Annotated in this window: 17 protein-coding genes and 1 tRNA gene; 16 read left to right on the forward strand and 2 right to left on the reverse strand. The window is 72.6% G+C overall.

Annotation, left to right across the window (positions count from 1 at the left end; all coding sequences use genetic code 11):
- The 4 genes from IEY78_RS31530 to obgE form a co-directional block, all read left to right on the forward strand.
- Positions 1-2,863 (forward strand): Rne/Rng family ribonuclease (locus tag IEY78_RS31530; RefSeq protein ID WP_229700292.1); only part of this gene is annotated, 2,863 nt, incomplete at its 5' end.
- 224 nt (positions 2,864-3,087) lie between these two features.
- Positions 3,088-3,408, forward strand: a complete 321-nt coding sequence (rplU, locus tag IEY78_RS31535) for a 50S ribosomal protein L21 (protein ID WP_189104185.1) — start codon at positions 3,088-3,090, stop codon at positions 3,406-3,408.
- A 14-nt stretch (positions 3,409-3,422) separates the two neighbouring features.
- Complete coding sequence (gene rpmA / locus IEY78_RS31540; RefSeq protein ID WP_189104187.1) at positions 3,423-3,680, forward strand: 50S ribosomal protein L27; 258 nt, start codon at positions 3,423-3,425, stop codon at positions 3,678-3,680.
- A gap of 198 nt (positions 3,681-3,878) precedes the next feature.
- Positions 3,879-5,315, forward strand: coding sequence for a GTPase ObgE (obgE, locus tag IEY78_RS31545; protein WP_189104189.1), 1,437 nt, complete (start codon positions 3,879-3,881; stop codon positions 5,313-5,315).
- A 104-nt stretch (positions 5,316-5,419) separates the two neighbouring features.
- Here obgE and IEY78_RS31550 read toward each other — a convergent pair whose 3' ends face one another.
- Positions 5,420-7,510 carry a hypothetical protein gene (locus IEY78_RS31550; RefSeq protein WP_189104191.1) on the reverse strand — a complete coding sequence of 697 codons (2,091 nt, stop codon included), beginning with the start codon at positions 7,508-7,510 and terminating at the stop codon, positions 5,420-5,422.
- A gap of 476 nt (positions 7,511-7,986) precedes the next feature.
- Between IEY78_RS31550 and proB the strand changes: the two genes are divergently transcribed.
- From proB to IEY78_RS31575, 5 genes are all read left to right on the forward strand, one after another.
- Positions 7,987-9,105 (forward strand): glutamate 5-kinase, encoded by a 1,119-nt coding sequence (gene proB / locus IEY78_RS31555; protein ID WP_229700293.1) that lies wholly within the window; start codon positions 7,987-7,989, stop codon positions 9,103-9,105.
- Positions 9,106-9,340: 235 nt separating this feature from the next.
- On the forward strand, positions 9,341-9,835 hold the full coding sequence (locus IEY78_RS31560) for a DUF8830 family protein (RefSeq protein ID WP_189104193.1): 495 nt from the start codon (positions 9,341-9,343) through the stop codon (positions 9,833-9,835).
- 73 nt (positions 9,836-9,908) lie between these two features.
- Positions 9,909-11,177: a glutamate-5-semialdehyde dehydrogenase gene (locus IEY78_RS31565; RefSeq protein WP_189104194.1), complete on the forward strand. Its 1,269-nt coding sequence runs from the start codon at positions 9,909-9,911 to the stop codon at positions 11,175-11,177.
- 62 nt (positions 11,178-11,239) lie between these two features.
- Positions 11,240-11,896, forward strand: a complete 657-nt coding sequence (locus tag IEY78_RS31570; RefSeq protein WP_189104197.1) for an SCO2584 family spore wall biosynthesis protein — start codon at positions 11,240-11,242, stop codon at positions 11,894-11,896.
- A 108-nt stretch (positions 11,897-12,004) separates the two neighbouring features.
- Positions 12,005-13,129 (forward strand): SCO2583 family membrane protein, encoded by a 1,125-nt coding sequence (locus tag IEY78_RS31575; protein WP_189104199.1) that lies wholly within the window; start codon positions 12,005-12,007, stop codon positions 13,127-13,129.
- 24 nt (positions 13,130-13,153) lie between these two features.
- Here IEY78_RS31575 and IEY78_RS31580 read toward each other — a convergent pair whose 3' ends face one another.
- Positions 13,154-14,239 (reverse strand): M48 family metallopeptidase, encoded by a 1,086-nt coding sequence (locus tag IEY78_RS31580; RefSeq protein WP_189104201.1) that lies wholly within the window; start codon positions 14,237-14,239, stop codon positions 13,154-13,156.
- Between the two features lie 155 nt (positions 14,240-14,394).
- Between IEY78_RS31580 and IEY78_RS31585 the strand changes: the two genes are divergently transcribed.
- From IEY78_RS31585 to IEY78_RS31615, 7 genes are all read left to right on the forward strand, one after another.
- Positions 14,395-14,544: a hypothetical protein gene (locus IEY78_RS31585; RefSeq protein WP_189104203.1), complete on the forward strand. Its 150-nt coding sequence runs from the start codon at positions 14,395-14,397 to the stop codon at positions 14,542-14,544.
- A 118-nt stretch (positions 14,545-14,662) separates the two neighbouring features.
- Entirely contained in the window at positions 14,663-14,824 is a 162-nt protein-coding gene (locus IEY78_RS31590; RefSeq protein ID WP_189104205.1) for a hypothetical protein, read from the forward strand.
- A gap of 52 nt (positions 14,825-14,876) precedes the next feature.
- The gene (gene nadD, locus IEY78_RS31595) at positions 14,877-15,488 is read left to right on the forward strand and encodes a nicotinate-nucleotide adenylyltransferase (RefSeq protein WP_189104207.1); all 612 of its coding nucleotides are present in this window, start codon (positions 14,877-14,879) and stop codon (positions 15,486-15,488) included.
- A gap of 25 nt (positions 15,489-15,513) precedes the next feature.
- On the forward strand, positions 15,514-17,346 hold the full coding sequence (locus IEY78_RS31600) for an LCP family protein (RefSeq protein WP_189104209.1): 1,833 nt from the start codon (positions 15,514-15,516) through the stop codon (positions 17,344-17,346).
- 260 nt (positions 17,347-17,606) lie between these two features.
- Positions 17,607-18,041: a ribosome silencing factor gene (gene rsfS, locus IEY78_RS31605; RefSeq protein WP_189104211.1), complete on the forward strand. Its 435-nt coding sequence runs from the start codon at positions 17,607-17,609 to the stop codon at positions 18,039-18,041.
- Positions 18,038-18,691 carry a histidine phosphatase family protein gene (locus tag IEY78_RS31610; RefSeq protein WP_189104223.1) on the forward strand — a complete coding sequence of 218 codons (654 nt, stop codon included), beginning with the start codon at positions 18,038-18,040 and terminating at the stop codon, positions 18,689-18,691. Before rsfS ends, IEY78_RS31610 begins: the two co-directional genes overlap by 4 nt.
- A 113-nt stretch (positions 18,692-18,804) precedes the next feature.
- A tRNA-Ala gene (locus IEY78_RS31615) sits at positions 18,805-18,877 on the forward strand.
- Positions 18,878-18,909: the final 32 nt, after the last annotated feature.

Here is an 18,909-nt window from a genome sequence, read left to right on the forward strand (position 1 = left end):
GGCCGCCGAGGAGGCCGCGGAGCCCGCCGCCGAGGCCCCGCAGCGCGGCCGCCGCCGGGCCCAGCGCCCGCCGACCGCCGTCTTCCAGGCGCCGGTCTTCGCCGAGCCGATGTTCCAGACGCCGGAGAGCGCGGCCGCCGCCCACGCGGCGGCCCGTCACGGACCGGCCGCCGCGGCCCCGGCGGCCGAGGAGCAGCCCGCCGCGTCGCGCCGCCGTCGCCGCCGTGGCGCCCCGGCCGAGGCCGAGCAGCCCGAGCAGGTGGCCGCCGCCCCGGCGGAGGAGCCGCAGGCCCGGGCCCAGCAGACCGAAGAAGCCGCAGTCGCCGAGCCGGAGGCCGAGAAGGCCGACGACGGTCACGGCGAGGACGAGTCCGCGGACCGTCCCTCGCGCCGCCGCCGCCGTGGTGGCCGTCGCCGCCGTCGCGGGGAGAGCGCCGAGGGCGGCGACGAGCAGTCCGCCGACGAGCGGGACGGCGCGGAGGCGGAGTCCGAGGAGGACGAGGACCAGGCCGCCGAGCAGTCCGAGGAGCAGTACGAGGCCGAGGAGCAGGGCGGCGGCTCCAGCAGCAGCCGCCGTCGCCGCCGCCGGCGCCGTCGCACCGGTGACGCCGCCGAGGCCGAGGCCACCGGCGCCGACGACCCCGAGCGCACGGTCGTCAAGGTCCGCGAGCCCCGCAAGAAGGACGAGAGCACCAGCGCCGACGAGGTGCAGTCGATCAAGGGGTCGACGCGTCTGGAGGCCAAGAAGCAGCGCCGCCGTGAGGGGCGCGAGCAGGGCCGCCGCCGGGTGCCGATCATCACCGAGGCGGAGTTCCTGGCCCGCCGCGAGGCCGTCGAGCGGGTGATGGTCGTCCGCCAGAGCGGCGAGCGCACCCAGATCGGCGTCCTCGAGGACAACGTGCTCGTGGAGCACTTCGTCAACAAGGAGCAGGCGACCTCGTACGTCGGCAACGTCTACCTCGGCAAGGTGCAGAACGTGCTCCCGTCGATGGAGGCCGCCTTCGTCGACATCGGCAAGGGCCGCAACGCGGTGCTGTACGCCGGTGAGGTCAACTTCGAGGCGCTGGGCATGGCCAACGGCCCGCGCCGCATCGAGTCCGCGCTGAAGTCCGGCCAGTCGGTGCTGGTGCAGGTCACCAAGGACCCGATCGGCCACAAGGGCGCCCGCCTCACCAGCCAGGTCTCGCTGCCCGGCCGCTACCTGGTCTACGTGCCCGAGGGCTCGATGACCGGTATCAGCCGCAAGCTCCCGGACACCGAGCGTTCGCGGCTGAAGCAGATCCTCAAGAAGATCGTCCCTGAGGACGCGGGCGTCATCGTGCGCACCGCCGCCGAGGGCGCGAGCGAGGACGAGCTGGCGCGCGACGTCCAGCGGCTCCAGGCGCAGTGGGAAGAGATCCAGAAGAAGGCCAAGAGCAACAGCGCCAGCGCGCCGACGCTGCTCTACGGCGAGCCGGACATGACCGTCCGGGTCGTCCGCGACATCTTCAACGAGGACTTCTCCAAGGTCATCGTCAGCGGTGACGAGGCCTGGCAGACCATCCACGGCTATGTCGCGCACGTCGCCCCGGACCTCACCGACCGGCTGCAGAAGTGGACGTCGGACGTCGACGTCTTCGCGACGTACCGGATCGACGAGCAGCTGATGAAGGCGCTGGACCGCAAGGTCTGGCTGCCCAGCGGCGGTTCGCTGGTGATCGACCGGACCGAGGCCATGATCGTGGTCGACGTCAACACCGGGAAGTTCACCGGGCAGGGCGGCAACCTCGAGGAGACGGTCACCAGGAACAACCTGGAGGCGGCCGAGGAGATCGTGCGTCAGCTGCGGCTGCGCGACCTCGGCGGCATCATCGTGATCGACTTCATCGACATGGTGCTGGAGTCCAACCGGGACCTGGTGCTGCGGCGCCTGCTGGAGTGCCTGGGCCGGGACCGCACCAAGCACCAGGTCGCCGAGGTGACCTCGCTCGGCCTGGTCCAGATGACCCGCAAGCGGGTCGGCCAGGGCCTGCTGGAGTCCTTCTCCGAGTCGTGTGTGCACTGCAACGGCCGCGGCGTCATCGTCCACATGGACCAGCCGACGGCGGTCGGCGGCGGCGGTGGCAAGCGCAAGAAGAAGGGCAAGGGCGACCGGTCCGAGCCGCACGTCCACGAGGCGGCCGAGCCGACCCCGGAGGAGAGCGAGCCGGAGCTGGAGCCGGTCGCCGTGACCGAGGCCGAGCTGCAGCCCGCGGTGGCCGAGGCCGACGAATGGTTCGGCAGCCCGGCCGAGGCCGAGGCGGCCGCCGGTCGCCGTGGCCGCCGCCGGGCGAGCCGGAAGGCGTCCGCTCCGGCGGGTGCCCCCAAGGCCGCCGCCGAGGAGACCGCCATCGTGCTGCCGGCCGAGCCGGTGGCCGCACCCGAGCCGGAGCAGGCCCCGGAGCCGGTCGCCGAGGCGCCGGCCCCCGAGCCCGCACCGGCCCGTCCGCGCCGCCGGGCGACCCGTAAGGCGACCGCTCCGGCGGGCTCGCCGGAGGTCACCGACGACTCCGCGGCGACCGTGGTCATCACCGCCCCCGCGGCGGAGCCGGCTCCGGCCGAGCCCGCCGAGGCGGCTGCCGCGGACGAGGCGGAGGCGGCGCCCGCCGCCAAGAAGACCGCGAAGAAGGCGGTGGCGAAGAAGACCACCACCGCCAAGAAGACCGCGGCGAAGAAGACCACGGCCAAGAAGGCGGTGGCGAAGAAGACCACCACCACCGCCAAGAAGGCCACGGCGAAGAAGACCACGGCCAAGAAGGCGACCACCAAGAAGGCGGCGGCCAAGAAGACCGTGGCCGCCGAGCAGGCACCGGCAGCAGTGGTGTCGGCCTCCGCGGAGGACTGAGCAACCCGCGCCCCGGACCGTCCGCGGTCCGGGGCCGGTTTGACCCCCAGGTCAAGGCCCCGTAACCTTGACCGTCGGTGTCTGTGACACCAAAACCCCTGAGCACACACCTCTCGGTCCGCCGAGGGAGGCCGCTCGTCCACTCGGATTTCACGGGCCCCATCCCGAGCCCGTGTGAGCGGCTGGCATCAGAGGATCCGATTCCTAGCGAGAGAGAGTTCCGCGTGTACGCGATCGTGCGCACCGGCGGACGCCAGCAGAAGGTTTCTGTCGGCGACGTCATCGAGGTTGACCGCATTTCCACCAGCAAGGTCGGCGACACCGTCGAGCTCTCGACGCTGCTGGTTGTCGACGGCGACTCGGTCACCAGCGACCCGTGGGTCCTGGCCGGCGTGAAGGTCCAGGGCGAGGTCGTCGACCACCACAAGGGCGACAAGATCCGGATCCAGAAGTACAAGAACAAGACCGGTTACAAGAAGCGGATCGGCCACCGCCAGCTCCACACGGCGCTGAAGATCACCGGCATCGACGCTCCGGCGAAGTAAGGGACTGAGGAGACATGGCACACAAGAAGGGCGCATCGTCCACTCGGAACGGTCGCGATTCCAATGCTCAGCGGCTCGGCGTGAAGCGCTTCGGCGGTCAGGCTGTCCTCGCCGGTGAGATCCTGGTCCGCCAGCGTGGCACGCACTTCCACCCGGGCACGGGCGTCGGCCGCGGCGGCGACGACACCCTGTTCGCCCTTGCGGACGGCGCGGTGCAGTTCGGCACCCACCGTGGCCGCAAGGTCGTGAACATCGTCCCGGTCGGCCAGTAATTCCGGCCGGACGCGTTCCACGCACAGCAGCACTCCGAGGGCGGACCGCCTTTTCCCGCGAGAGCGGGAAGGCGGGTCCGCCCTTGGCGCGTTGATACGGATACACCCCGCAGCACCCCGCAGTACCGCTGCACCCCGCAGTACAGAGTTCTTGGCGCGGTTTCCGCGCACCCGTCGTTTTCTGGAGGCACCCCCACCATGACCACCTTCGTGGACCGCGTCGAGCTGCACGTCGCCGCGGGTAGCGGAGGCCACGGCTGTGCCTCCGTTCACCGTGAGAAGTTCAAGCCGCTCGGCGGGCCGGACGGCGGCAACGGCGGCCGTGGCGGCGATGTGATCCTGGTCGTCGACCAGGACGTCACCACCCTCCTCGACTACCACCACCACCCCCACCGCAAGGCCACCAACGGCCAGCCCGGCGCGGGCGACAACCGCGAGGGCAAGAACGGCAAGGACCTGGTCCTGCCGGTGCCGGACGGCACGGTCGTGCTCGACGGCAACGGCGAGGTGCTGGCCGACATGGTCGGCCAGGGCACCACCTTCGTCGCCGGCCAGGGCGGCCGCGGCGGCCTCGGCAACGCCGCGCTCGCCTCCGCCCGCCGCAAGGCCCCCGGCTTCGCGCTGCTCGGTGAGCCCGGCGAGGGCCGCGACATCGTGCTGGAGCTGAAGACCGTCGCCGATGTGGCGCTGGTCGGCTACCCCAGCGCCGGCAAGTCCTCGCTGATCTCGGTGCTCTCGGCGGCCAAGCCGAAGATCGCCGACTACCCGTTCACCACCCTGGTGCCCAACCTCGGCGTGGTGACGGCCGGTTCGACGGTCTACACCATCGCGGACGTCCCCGGCCTGATCCCCGGCGCCAGCCAGGGCAGGGGCCTGGGCCTGGAGTTCCTGCGCCATGTGGAGCGCTGCGAGGTGCTGGTGCACGTCCTGGACACCGCGACCCTGGAGTCGGACCGCGACCCGGTCTCCGACCTCGACATCATCGAGGAGGAGCTGGCCCAGTACGGCGGCCTGGAGAACCGGCCCCGGGTGGTCGTCCTGAACAAGGTCGACATCCCCGACGGCAAGGACCTCGCCGACATGATCCGGCCCGATCTGGAGGAGCGCGGCTACCGCGTCTTCGAGGTCTCGGCCGTCGCCCACCTGGGGCTGAAGGAGCTGTCCTTCGCCCTCGCCGAGATCGTCGCGACGGCGCGGGCCGCCAAGCCCGCCCAGGAGGCCACCCGGATCGTCATCCGTCCCCAGGCGGTCGACGACGCGGGCTTCACGGTCACGGAGGAGGGCGAGCACTTCTACCGCGTCCGCGGCGAGAAGCCCGAACGCTGGGTGCGCCAGACCGACTTCAACAACGACGAGGCCGTCGGCTACCTCGCCGACCGGCTCAGCCGCCTCGGCGTCGAGGACGCCCTGCTCAAGGCGGGCGCGCGGGCCATGGACGGGGTCGCGATCGGCCCCGAGGACAACGCCGTCGTCTTCGACTGGGAGCCGACCATGGCGGCCGGTGCGGAGATGCTGGGCCGTCGTGGCGAGGACCACCGCCTGGAGGCGCCCCGGCCGGCCGCGCAGCGCCGCCGCGACCGCGACGCGGAGCGGGACGAGGCCACCGAGGAGTACGAGCGCTTCCGCCCCTTCTGACGGGCGCGCGGCACAGCGAGCAGCAACGGGGAAGGCCCCCGGGAGGATCTCCTCCCGGGGGCCTTCCCCGTGTCCGGTGCCGCCGCGGGCGGCCCGTGGTGGGCTCAGACGGCGGCCGTGGTGTCCTCCGCGGCGCCGCTGGTCTCGTGCCCGGCCGTCCCGGCGTCCTTCGCGCCCTCCTGGGAGCGCTGGCCGGGGATGCCGGACAGCCGGCTCTCCATCCGGACGCGCCGCTCGTCGGCCTTGGTGCACAGGTCCAGCGCGGCCTGGTTGAAGCGGACCGAGGACGGCGGGTCCGACGGGCCCAGCAGGTGCTCCTTGAGCTCGGCCCGCTCGGCGGCCAGGGTGTCCTTCTCCGGGTGGCGCACCGCGTCGAGGAGGCCGCCCACGCCGCTCGCCTCGGGCGTGAGGATGGTCGCGGCCCGCACGGTCGGGAAGTTCGCCCGGAAGTCGTCCTCGCTCATCCCCGAGGTGTTGGCGACCGCGTACGGCTTCTCGCTCGTCAGGTAGTCGGACACCACGCTGGAGACATCGCTGATCAGCACGTCCGCCTCGTTGAAGCAGCTGAAGATGCCGGGGCGGGCGGTGGTGATGACGCGGTGCTCCCACTCGGGGAAGGAGGCCCAGTACGCCGCCTCCCAGGCGGTGACGGCCGCGTCCACGGCGGCCGCGCGGCCCTCGTCCGGGGTGCCCTGGAGCCGCATCCGCTCCAGTTCGTCCGCGCTCTTGCGGAACGCGGAGGTGGTCAGCGCGTCCAGCTCCTCGGTGCGGCGGGCGAGTTCGGCGGCGGCCTCGGCGCCGGGCCGGGCCCCGCCGCGGCCGGCGTTCGCCTCCGTGATCATCGCCTGGATGCGGGAGTTGGCGGCGCCCGCGCGCGGGTCGACCGAACCGGTCATCGGGTGCGGCTTGTACAGCAGCCGCACCTTCTCGTCGGCGAGCAGCTCGCGGACGATGTTCTCGCCCGCCAGGATCACCGAGGTGTTGCCCGGGTTGCCGTCCCAGCCCTCCCAGGTCGGGGCGTAGAGCACGGTGGTCATCCGGCCGGCCGGGGCGCCCGTGTACGGCTGGATCGGGGCCAGTTGGGGGCGGCCGACCTCGACGACGTCCTTGTCCTCGACGCCGATGTCGGCGAGCTGGTAGCGGTCACGCGCCGCCGGGCCCGCGACCCACACCTCGTCGTACGCCTTCGCGTAGGGGTTGCAGGAGGACAGCTTGTCGCTCTCGCCGTGGTTGGTGAAGGCGTGCTTGATGGACGGGATGCGCAGGATCTGCGAGGTCTTGCCGGAGTTCGCCGGGTGCAGCAGCACCTTGAGCGTGGAGTGCTCCAGCCGCATCAGGTTGGCGACCTTGGGGATGCAGACGATCGGCACGTCCGTGGCCTCGATCTTCTGCACCATGAAGCGCTCGCGGAGCACGATGATCGGGTTGCCGTCCAGGGAGGCCAGGGTGCTCAGCCACATGTTGGCCTGGTAGGCGGAGGAGGCGCCGCCGGAGAAGTACATGCCGACCGTCGGCCGGTAGTCCGCCAGCCAGTTGTCCAGCCACTCCAGCGCCTGCTTCTCGGTGGCCACCCGCTTCTTGGGCAGCAGCCAGGTGCCCAGGTAGAGCGTGCCGCCGGCGGACAGCGCGAGGGAGACGGCGAGGCCGACGCCGCCCCAGTACGCGTCCGTGGTGATCGAGGTGAGCATCATGCCCGCCGTGGTGGGCACCGAGAAGCGCAGCAGGCGCCGGCCCGTCTGGCGGGAGAGGATGCGCGGCGGGGCGTCGCAGAGCCGCAGCGCGCTCGCGTCGATGTTGCGGGTCACGAACGGCATGCTGCGGGTCCGGCGGACCAGCACCGCCACCGCCTGGCACACGAAGTGGGTGCCGTAGAAGAGGAGCAGGGTGATGGTGAGCGGCGCCTGCTCCTCCAGCGGGTTGATGCCGTCGATGTGCAGCAGGCCGACCAGTATCAGCATGTCGCGCAGCAGCTGGCGCACGGTGACGTCGAACCTGATCCGGCCGAGCACCGCGAGCAGGCCGGGCTGCTTGTGCTGGAGGACCAGGTCGAGTCCCAGGTTGACCACGGATGCGGCGATGAACAGCGGGATGACGGGCAACAGCGCGCCGACGAGCTGCGCGGTGAACGCGACCATCATCGCGAAGAGTGCCGCGAGCTGTACGGCTCGGCGGGGGACGATTCCGGCGGAAGGCACGGGGGAGGGCTCCTGGCAGCACGAAGGTCAGGGGGAGGCCGAGCGGGGCGGCCGGGTCCCGCGCTGCGACGCCGCCGGAGCGGCGAAACGGGACCGATGGACACCCGACCGTATGACCTCGTTGGCCCTGGTGACAATCTGCTGTGGCTCTCATCACCGCGAAAGCGGACCAATCGAACGCAACCCCTCCGGCCCGGCTTCCGTCTAAAGGAGAACCGCGTCAGGGGGAAGGACGCCGTACACACGGCAACCGGCCCGCGACAAGGACCGGAACACCGGCCTCCATTGTGCCCGTCCGGCCCCGCCGCGCCGCCCACCGGCCCGGCCGCGCCGCCCCCGCACGGTGTCCGCCAGGCGGTATCGCCGCGCGCCGGCCGCCCGCCCTGCCGTAGATTGCGCGGGTAGGGCCGCGGCGCGGAGCGGGCAGCATTCCGCTCCGTACGGCGGTGGGAACGGCGAGCACAGGGGTTACGCAGGTGGCAGGCGCAAGGCAGGACGTGAAGGACGCCCGCCGGATCGTGGTGAAGGTCGGCTCCTCCTCGCTGACCACGGCAGCCGGAGGGCTGGACGCCGACCGCGTGGACGCGCTGGTCGATGTGCTCGCCAAGCACCAGGACAAGGAGATCGTGCTGGTCTCCTCCGGAGCCATCGCGGCCGGCCTGGCGCCGCTGGGGCTCGAACGGCGGCCCCGCGACCTGGCCCGGCAGCAGGCCGCCGCCAGCGTCGGCCAGGGCCTGCTGGTCGCCCGCTACACCGCTTCCTTCGCCCGCTACGGTCGCCGGGTCGGCCAGGTCCTGCTGACCTCCGACGACACCAGCCGCCGGGCGCACTACCGCAACGCCTACCGGACCCTCGACCAGCTGCTGGCCATGGGCGCCGTCCCGATCGTGAACGAGAACGACACCGTCGCCACCGACGAGATCCGCTTCGGCGACAACGACCGGCTGGCGGCCCTGGTCGCCCATCTCGTCCGCGCCGACCTGCTGATCCTGCTCTCCGACGTCGACGGCCTCTACGACGGCGATCCGGCCACCCCCGGCACCTCCCGGATAGCCGAGGTGCGCGGGCCCGGCGACCTGGAGGGCATCTCCATCGGCAGCGCGGGCCGGGCCGGCGTCGGCACGGGCGGCATGGTCACCAAGGTCGAGGCGGCCCGGATCGCGGCCGCGGCCGGCATCCCGGTCGTCCTGACCTCCGCCGTGCACGCCGCGGACGCCCTGGCCGGCGGGCTGACCGGCACCCACTTCCTGCGCACCGGCCGCCGCTCCGCCGACCGGCTGCTGTGGCTGGCGCACGCCTCCACGCCGCGCGGCGCCCTGGTGCTCGACGACGGGGCCGTGCGGGCCGTCGTCGAACGGGGCTCCTCGCTGCTTCCGGCCGGAATCGCCTCCGTCGAGGGGGAGTTCACGGCCGGCGACCCGGTCGAGCTGCGGGACGGCGAGGGACAGGCGGTCGCCCGCGGCCTCGTCAATTTCGATGCCCGGGAAATCCCCCGATTGATGGGGCGTTCGACCCGCGATCTGGCCCGCGAGCTGGGCCCGGCCTACGAGCGGGAGGTCGTCCACCGCGACGATCTGGTGCTGCTGCGCCGCTGAGACGGCTCCCCGGCGGATGGCCGCCGCGGACCTCGAACACCGTCACCGGTGCGTGTGCAGACCAGCCTTTCCACGGAGACCTTCGCAAAAACGCCCCCGCGACGGGCCACGGGCTGGTCAACTTTGTTGCACGGGCGCCCGGGGGAGCGGCGTCCGCAGCGCACCCGCGCACACGCCGACGTACGACGGATCCGCACCCCAGGGGCGGAGCGATTCGCATCACAGGAGGCCGCCGGTGAGACGAGGGCGCCCAGGGGCGCTGCCCCGAGGAACGGCGGAGCGGACCCTGACCAGCGTCGGCACCGGCGAGGACGCCGGCCGGCCGGACGAGCGGTGCGCCGAGCGCGGCGGGACGGCGCCGTACCCGGCCGGGGGCGAGCGCCGCGAGGCGTCCCGGCTGTGGCACATCACCCTCAGCGTCTCGGGCGCCGAGTCCCCGCTGAAGGAGGTCCGGCGGGCGCTGGAGCAGCTCGCCCACGACCATCCCTTCCTGCTGACCAGCCGCTACGCCAACGACCACGCCGAGATCCGCTACTGGGAGGAGGCGCGGGACCTGCACGACGCCGCGGCGGTCGCGCTGCGGCTGTGGGGCGAGCACCGCGCCACGGCCAAGCTGCCGCCGTGGGAGATCGTCGGGCTGGAGGTCATCGACCGCGAGACCTACCACCAGCGCATCGCCGAGGGCTACGGACCGCCGCCGGCCTCACCGGTCGGCGTCCATCCGTTCTGACCGGCGGGCGGCCCCGTCCCGCGCTGTGAGATGCGGCGTGAATCCCGGCCTGCCGCCCGGCTAGGCTGCCGCCATGACCAGCAGCGCACCGCAGTCCACACCCGTCCTCGAGACCGCCCGCCGGGCGCGGGAGGCGGCCGCCGTCCTGGCGCCGCTGCCGCGGACGGCCCGCGACGCCGCGCTGCTCGCCATCGCCGACGCCTTGGTGGAGCGGACCGGCGCGATCGTCGCCGCCAACGCCGAGGACGTCGCCGCGGCGCGGGAGGCCGGCACCGCCGAGTCCGTCGTCGACCGCCTCACCCTCACCCCCGAGCGGATCGCGGCCATCGCCGCGGACGTCCGCCAGGTCGTGGCGCTGCCCGACCCGGTCGGCGAGGTGGTGCGCGGCTCGACCCTGCCCAACGGCCTCGATCTGCGGCAGGTGCGGGTCCCGCTCGGTGTGATCGGGATCATCTACGAGGCCCGGCCCAATGTGACGGTGGACGCCGCGGCGCTGTGCCTGAAGTCCGGCAACGCCGTGCTGCTGCGCGGCTCGGCCTCGGCGTACGCCTCCAACAGCGCCCTGGTGGACGTGCTGCGCGACGCCGTGCAGAGCGCCGGGCTGCCGGCCGACGCGGTGCAGCTTGTGCCCGGCCGCAGCCGCGAGTCGGTGGGCGAGCTGATGCGCGCCCGCGGCCTGGTGGACGTGCTGATCCCGCGCGGCGGCGCGTCCCTGATCCGCACGGTCGTCGAGGAGTCCACGGTCCCGGTGATCGAGACCGGCACCGGCAACTGCCACGTCTACGTCGACGAGGCCGCCGACCTGGACATGGCCGTCGACATCCTGGTCAATTCCAAGGCCCAGCGCCCCAGCGTCTGCAACGCCGCAGAGACGGTGCTGGTGCACGCCGGGATCGCCGAGAAGTTCCTGCCGCGCGCCCTGGAGGCGCTGACCCAGGCCGGCGTGATCGTGCACGGCGACGCCGCCTGGCAGCAGGCGGGCCCCGGGCTGGTCGCCCCCGCCACCGACGAGGACTGGGCCACGGAGTACCTCTCGTACGACATCGCGGCCGCCGTGGTGCCCGACCTGGAGGCGGCGGTGGCGCACATCCGGCGCTGGACCTCCGGCCACACCGAGGCCATCGTCACCACCTCGCAGGCCGCGGCCCGCAGGTTCACCCAGTTGGTCGATTCCACCACCGTCGCGGTGAATGCCTCGACCCGTTTCACCGACGGCGGCCAATTCGGCTTCGGTGCGGAGATCGGCATTTCCACCCAGAAGCTGCACGCCCGCGGGCCCATGGGGCTGCCGGAGCTGACCTCGACGAAGTACATCGTCACGGGCGACGGCCACACCCGCTGAAGGGTCCCCCGGATTCCCCGTTCTCCCTGCCCAAAATGAGCCGCCGGGGCTAACCTGGACGGGTGCCGGACGACGTGGGGGGCAAGCCGTTCCCGGACGGTGAAGAGCCCGACGAGCACCACCACGGGAGCCACGGAAATGCGGACGAAGAATTCGCCTCCGTGGTCTTCGACGAGGAATTCGTCCGGTCCGCACAGATTCATGAGCCCTCGGCGGTCGAGCGGATGCTGGCCGCCGCCGAGGCGCGCGCCGAGGCCGAGGCGGCCCGCTCCGGCCCCGGCTACGGCCCCGAGGGCGACGACGGGGACGAACCCGCCTTCCGCGGCCGCCGGGCCCGCGGCGCCGGCGACCACGAGGGATTCGTCGACTACGGAGAGTACGAGGACGACGGGGAGTACGGCGACTACCCGCCCTACGGCCCGTACGGCCCCTACGGCGGCGCCCTGCGCCCCTACCGCAGCACCCGCTGGCACCGGCCGGTGGCCTGGGTGCTGGCCGTGGTCATGGGCATCGGGCTGGTCGCCCTGGCCTTCAGCGCCGTCTACCGCGGCTCCTCCGGGCGCACCCAGAGCCCCGCACCGGCGCCGGCCTCCAGCAGCGGGGTGGACGCCCCCACGGCGGGCAGGGACGGCGTCCCCACGGCCCGTCCGGGCCTGCCGTCGCTGCCCTCGGCCGACTCCCTGCGCCCGTCGTACCCGGCGACGCCCGGTACGCACTGAACGCCGTGCGCGGTGCCCGCAAAACGGACACCTGAAACGGGAATCCTCCGGTGAAGTTGCGCGGCGCCCCCGCGTTTACGTTCGCCCCGTCAGACCTACCCTTGTTGTATGACCGGGCCTGGTGACCCTCCCGAAGGGACGCCCAACGGCGCCCCGGGTGGTGGTGAGGACGAATACCGATCCGTCGTCTTCGACGAATCGTTTGTTCGTGCTGCGCGACTGCAGGAATTCTCCGCGGACGAGCGGCTCGGTGAACACCATGCGCCGGCCGTCAAAACGCGGCACGTCTGGCGGCGGCTCGGCGGCTCCCGGCAGGCGGTCCTGCTGGTCATGCTGATCGTGCTCGCCTTCGGCACCGCCGTTTACATGGGCATCCGGCACCCCTACAAGAATCCGGAGACGCTCCGGGCGCAGCCACTGCGCTCCACGGTCGTGCCGCTGGTGCCCCGGGGGACCGTCCCGGGCGCGAAGCCGGGCGACCTCTTCGCGCACAGCCCCGCGGCGAACTACCGGATCGGCGCGGCCGGGGTGAACCTGCCCGCGGTCACCCGCACCGAGCACTTCTCCGGCGGCCAGGTCGTCTCCGCCCTGACCGTCGCCAAGGACTACCTCGTCCGCTCCTCGCTGGACCCGGTCACCCTCACCGGCGGCTCCGTGCGGCCCGTGCGGCTGCTGCTCGACACCGGCCAACTCGACCAGTTCGACCGCAGCATGGCGCACCCCGACGACAACGGCCGGAACGCGGCGACCGGTTGGCTGGTCCGCTTCGACCCGAAGCAGACCCGGCTCGCCGACCCCGACGTCCGGGTCGACGGCACCCTGAGCGCCTCCGAACTCAGCCCGGACGCCCTCGATGTCACCGCCGACTACACCTTCGTCTACGCCGTACGGCCCGCCCCCGGCGTGCAGCACTCCGCCCCGGGCCAGGGCGTGGGCAAGGCCACCCCGGGCGCGGCCTCGCTGGTGACCGTGCGGCGCGAGGTGCACTTCCGGCTGAGCCGCGAGAACCTCAACGACCACCGCCTGGAGGTGCTGCAGAGCAGCCTGCAGGCCGGGCCGCTGGCCTGCTCCTCGCAGCCGGCCGACGCGCTGCACCCGCTGTTCGCGGGCCAGCACGCCGGCGACGACCGGCCCACGGGCACCGACCCCTTCGCCAGGAACCGGGTCAACCCCTCGCTCTGCGGCGAGCTGGCGCCCGCCGCGCAGCCCAGGCCGAGCCATCCGATCCGTTAGGGCGGGTGGGCCGCACGACGCGGCCTAGGCGTCGTCGCGCCCCTCGGCCCCGCCGCTGCCGTTGGTGCCGCCGGGACGCGGGCCGCCCCGGAAGACCGTGTCGCGCAGCTTGCCGCCCAAGTCGCCCGCGCCGCCCGCGATGTCGCGCACCAGGCCCATCAGCGGGTCCTTGCTGTTGCGCACCGAGTCGGCGTAGTGGGCCGCGGAGTCCCGGAAGGAGTCGGAGACGGAGGTGTCCCCGTCCTCGTCCCGGCGCGGGTAGTGGCCGTCCATGATCCGCTGGTGGTCGCGGCTGGCGGCCCACTTCTTCAGCTCGGCCGCCCGCACGGTGGTGAACGGGTGGCTGCGCGGCAGCAGGTTGAGGATCTTCAGCACGGAGTCGCGCAGATCGCCGCCGGACTCGTACTCGTCCGCCTGCTCGAGGAAGGCGTCGACGTTCATCTCGTGCAGGTGGTTGCCGCCGGCCAGCTTCATCAGCCCGCGCATCGAGGCCTGGAGGTCCTGCCCGACGAGCAGCCCGGCGCGGTCCGCCGACAGCTCCGACTTGCGGAACCACTCGCGCAGCGCGGCGACGATCGCCATGATCGCGACGTTGCCCAGCGGGATCCACGCGACCTTCGTGGCGAGGTTGGTCAGGAACAGCAGGATCGTGCGGTAGACGGCGTGCCCGGACAGCGCGTGGCCGACCTCGTGGCCGATGACCGCCCGCATCTCCTCCTCGTCGAGCAGCTCGACCAGGCCCGTCGTCACCACGATGATCGGCTCGTCCAGGCCGATGCACATGGCGTTGGGCTGCGGGTCCTGGTTGACGTACATCGGCGGGACCTTCTCCAGGTCCAGGATGTAGCAGGCGTCCCGCAGCATGTCGTTGAGGTGGGTGAACTGCCGGTCGCCGACCCGGACCGAGTCCGAGAGGAACAGCAGCCGCAGACTGCGCTCCGGCAGCAGGCCGCTGAGCGTCTTGAAGACCGTGTCGAACCCGCTGAGCTTGCGCAGCGCGACCAGCGCCGAGCGGTCCGCGGGGTGTTCGTACGACCGCGACGAGATGCCGGGGAAACGCCGCCGGTCCCGGCTCGGTACGGTGGCGCTGCCGTCTGGGCTCTCCGTCATTGGGGCCTCCCCCTGTTCGACTGCGTGTGGTTCAGCCTAGAGGACGCCGCCGACAGCGGATTGGATGCTCGGGCGTACGCTGGCGACCGCACCAGTTCACCGCACAGGCCCGGCCGATAGCGCACACGGGCCGGTATCCGAGGGAGCGCACCGTCATGCCGTACCCGAGCGTGCTGCTCGCCGCAGCCCAGGAGACCGCCAGGGACGGCGGACCCGGATGGATCCTGCGCACCGTGATCATCGTCGGCGTCGTGGGCGCCGTGCTGCTCGCCTGGCTCCTGCTGCGCGGCTACGGCCGGGACTGACGGCCCGCCGGGCCGCCGGGACGTGTTGGGTGGAGTCGCCGTGTGCCCGCGGTGAGACGCCGCATACGATGTGGTGGAAGTCTCTGCCCGACCCCAGCCCGGATTGGTCCTGCCGACGATGAGCCTGCACTCCACCGCACAGTCCCTGGTCTCCCTGGCCGCCGACCCCGGACACGAGGGCGGTCACGCCAGCCTCAGCCCCTTCGTGACCGGCGGCGGCGCCCTGTTTGTCCTGCTCCTCCTGCTCTGGATCACCACCCGCTTCAACCGCGACCGCTGAGCCGCGGCACCCGGCACCCGGCATCGCGCGCCGCCCAGTAGGGTCTGCACGCATGGGAGAGCACACAGGGCCCGTGAAGCGGCGACTCGGAGTGATGGGCGGCACGTTCGACCCGATCCATCACGGACACCTGGTCGCCGCCAGCGAGGTGGCCAGTCAGTTCCACCTCGACGAGGTCATCTTCGTCCCGACGGGGCAGCCGTGGCAGAAGAGCCACAAGCTGGTGTCCCCGGCCGAGGACCGGTATCTGATGACGGTCATCGCGACCGCGTCGAACCCGCAGTTCTCCGTCAGCCGCATCGACATCGACCGCGGCGGCAAGACGTACACGATAGACACGCTGCGTGATCTGCGGACGGAACACCGCGACGCGGATCTGTTCTTCATCACCGGCGCCGACGCCCTGAGCCAGATCCTGACCTGGCACGATGCGGCGGAGCTGGTGTCACTCGCCCACTTCATCGGGGTGACCAGGCCCGGCCATGTCCTCGCGGACCCCGGGCTGCCCGAGGGGGCGGTGTCCCTGGTCGAGGTGCCGGCACTGGCCATCTCCTCGACCGACTGCCGGGCGCGCGTGGCCCAGGGGGATCCGGTCTGGTACCTGGTGCCGGACGGTGTGGTGCGCTACATCGACAAAAAACAGCTGTACCGCGACGACCGCTGACGGGGCTTGACGGAAAGGGGCACCGGTGAGCGACCGACAGGATCCTTACGGGCCGCAGGACCCGTACGCCCACGACCCGTACGCCCAGGGGCGGCAAGGGCAGCAGGGCTACACCTACGACGCCTACGGGCAGCCGGTGTACCCCGACGCGGCGGCATACGAGCAAGGCCAGCACGCCCAGCACGCCCAGCACTACGACGCGTACGGCCAGCCGGCCGCCCCGCCCGCCCACGAGGGCTACGACCCCTACGGCGGGGCACCGGCGCAGCCCGGCCACCAGGGCGCGCAGGCCTACCAGGGGCAGACCGCGTACGGCTACGACCCCTACGGCGGCGGGCAGGTGCAGGCGCAGCCCGGCGCCCCGCAGCACTACGACCCCTACGCCGTGCCCCAGCAGCCCGCGCACCCCCAGGAGTGGGCCCCGCAGCAGGACCGGCAGTCCCCCTACGAGCAGGCCTCGTACGCGGAGCAGCCGCACCACGGCGAGCCCGCCGCACCGCGCCAGGACGGGCCGCACCGGCCGCCGGCGCAGCGCCGTGCCCCGTCGGAGGAGACCGTGGAGCCGGCCGCCGCGCCGGGATCCGGGGACGGGCCGGAACACCCGGAGTACCAGGACGAGCAGTTCGCCTTCATCGAGGAGCCGGACGAGGACTCCGAAGACGTCATCGACTGGCTGAAGTTCACCGAGAGCCGCACCGAGCGGCGCGAGGAGGCCAAGCGGCGCGGCCGCAGCCGGATCGTCGCGCTGTCCGTGGTCCTGGCCCTGCTGGTGGCCGGCGGCGTGGGCTATCTGTGGTGGGCGGGCAAGCTGCCGGGACTGAACGGTCCGGGCGCCGGTGCGGCGGCCGCGGCCGCCGGCCAGAAGCGCGACGTCCTGGTCGTGCATCTGCGGGACACCAAGAGCGGGAACAGTTCGACGGCGCTGCTGGTGGACAACGAGACCACCCACAAGGGCACCACCGTCCTCCTGCCCAACAGCCTCGTCGTCTCCAAGGACGACGGCACCACCACCACGCTCGGCAAGTCCGTCAAGGACGAGGGCACCGACCCGACCCGGGACTCCCTCAACAGCCTGCTGGGCGCCGACCTCAAGGCCAGCTGGCGGCTGGACACCCCGTATCTGGAGAACCTCGTCGAGACGGTCGGCGGGATCACGCTCGACACCGACGCGACCGTGCCCGGCGCCAAGAAGGGCGCCTCGCCGGTCGTCAAACAGGGCAGCGCCCAGGACCTCAACGGCCAGGCGGCGGTCGCCTACGCCACCTACCAGGCGCCGGGCGAGCCCCAGACCCGGCAGCTCCAGCGTTTCGGCCAGGTCATGCAGGCGACCCTGAAGAAGGTCTCCAGCGACGCCGACGGCGCCACCGCCACCGTGAAGTCGCTGCTCCAGGTGCTCGACCCGCCGCTCACCGAGGGCCAGCTGGGCAGCTCGCTGGCGCAGCGGGCGGAGCTGGCGAAGACCGGCGCCTACGGCACGACCCTGCTGCCCGTGCAGGCCGACGGCACGCTCAGCCCGACCACGGCGTCGACGGTGGTCAAGGACGTGCTCGGCGGCACGGTCAAGAAGACCGCGCCCGACAGCACCGCCCGGGTCGCGGTCCGCAACGCCACCGGCACCCGGGCCGCCACCGGCAAGGCGCAGGTCGCGCTGGTCAACGGCGGCTACAGCTTCGTCGACGACGGCACCTCCCGCGCGGCCCTGGCCGCCTCCCGGGTCACCTACGCGGACGCCGGCCAGAAGGCCAGGGCCGCGGAGGTCGCCAAGACGCTGGGCCTGCCCGCGAGCGCGGTCCGGCAGGGCAAGGCCGCCTCGAACGCCGACCTCGCCGTGGTCCTCGGGCGGGACTACAAGGGCTGACGGACGGGGCGCGCCCGCCAGGTGCCGCCGCCCGCCCGGCAGCGGCACCGGGCCGCCCCGTCCCCGCGCTGACCAGCACGGACGCCCGTGCGGGCGGCGGGCCCGGAATCCCGGCCGGGAGTGTCGGTGGTCCGTGAGACCCTTGTGGGGTACCTGACCGCCGACCCGGCCACCCATCGGCCCGGGCGCGCGCCGCGCTCAGCAGCGGCTCCGCCGCCCGGCCCGGCCGGAGAAGGCCGCCTTCGAACCGAAAGCCGCTTGTGACCGCCACGGACCGCTCCATCGAGCTCATCAACGCCGCAGCCCAGGCCGCGGCCGACAAGCTTGCGCACGACATCATCGCGTACGACGTCAGCGACGTCCTCTCGATCACCGACGCCTTCCTGCTGGCCTCGGCGCCCAGCGACCGCCAGGTCAAGTCGATCGTCGACGAGATCGAGGAGCGGCTCAACAAGGACCTCGGCGCCAAGCCGGTCCGCCGCGAGGGCGACCGCGAGGCCCGCTGGGTCCTGCTCGACTACGTCGACATCGTGGTGCACGTCCAGCACAGCGAGGAGCGCGTCTTCTACGCGCTCGAGCGCCTGTGGAAGGACTGCCCCGAGATCGACCTCCCCGAGGAGGCCACGGCCACCCGGGGCAAGGCCGCGGCGCACGCCGAGGCCACGGCGGGTGACCAGGACGGAGAGCTGCTCTGAACGGCACGAAGGGCGGCCGGGGCCGCCGCATCGTCCTGTGGCGCCACGGCCAGACGGCCTGGAATCTGGAGCGCCGCTTCCAGGGGTCGACGGACATCGCGCTGACGGAGGAGGGCCTGGGCCAGGCGCGCCGCGCCGCCCGGCTGCTCGCCGCCCTGAAGCCGGACACCATCGTCGCCTCCGACCTTCAGCGGGCCTCCGCGACGGCCGGTGAGCTGGCCGCGCTGACCCGGCTGGAGGTGACCCATGACGCGGCCCTGCGCGAGACCTATGCGGGCTCCTGGCAGGGTCTGACGCACGAGGAGATCCTCGCGCGCCACGGCGAGCAGTACACCGCCTGGAAGCGCGGTGAGCCGGTCCGGCGAGGCGGGGGCGAACTGGAGACCGAGGTCGCCGACCGGGCCGCGCCCGTCGTGCTCAACCACGCCGACAAGCTGCCCGACAACGGCACCCTGGTCGTCGTCAGCCACGGCGGCACCATCCGCACCACCATCGGGCGCCTGCTCGGCCTGGAGGCCCACCACTGGGAGGGCCTGGGCGGACTGTCGAACTGCTGCTGGTCCGTGCTGGGCGAGGGCGCGCGCGGCTGGCGTCTGCTGGAGCACAACGCCGGCACCCTGCCGGAGCCGGTGCTCGGCGACGACGACTGAGGGCCGCGAGCCGCCCCGGCCGACCCGGATTTCACATCTGGGCAGGTCGCAGGCTAAAGTTCTTCTTGTTCGCGGCGCCGCCGGGGGAAACCCGGGGGAGCGGAACAAGACCCGGGGCTATAGCTCAGTTGGTAGAGCGCCTGCATGGCATGCAGGAGGTCAGGAGTTCAATTCTCCTTAGCTCCACAGCCCGGATGATCCCGCCTCCGACCGGAGGC

Origin of the sequence: Streptomyces kronopolitis (assembly GCF_014646275.1) — a bacterium.
GTDB classification, from domain to species: domain Bacteria; phylum Actinomycetota; class Actinomycetes; order Streptomycetales; family Streptomycetaceae; genus Streptomyces; species Streptomyces kronopolitis.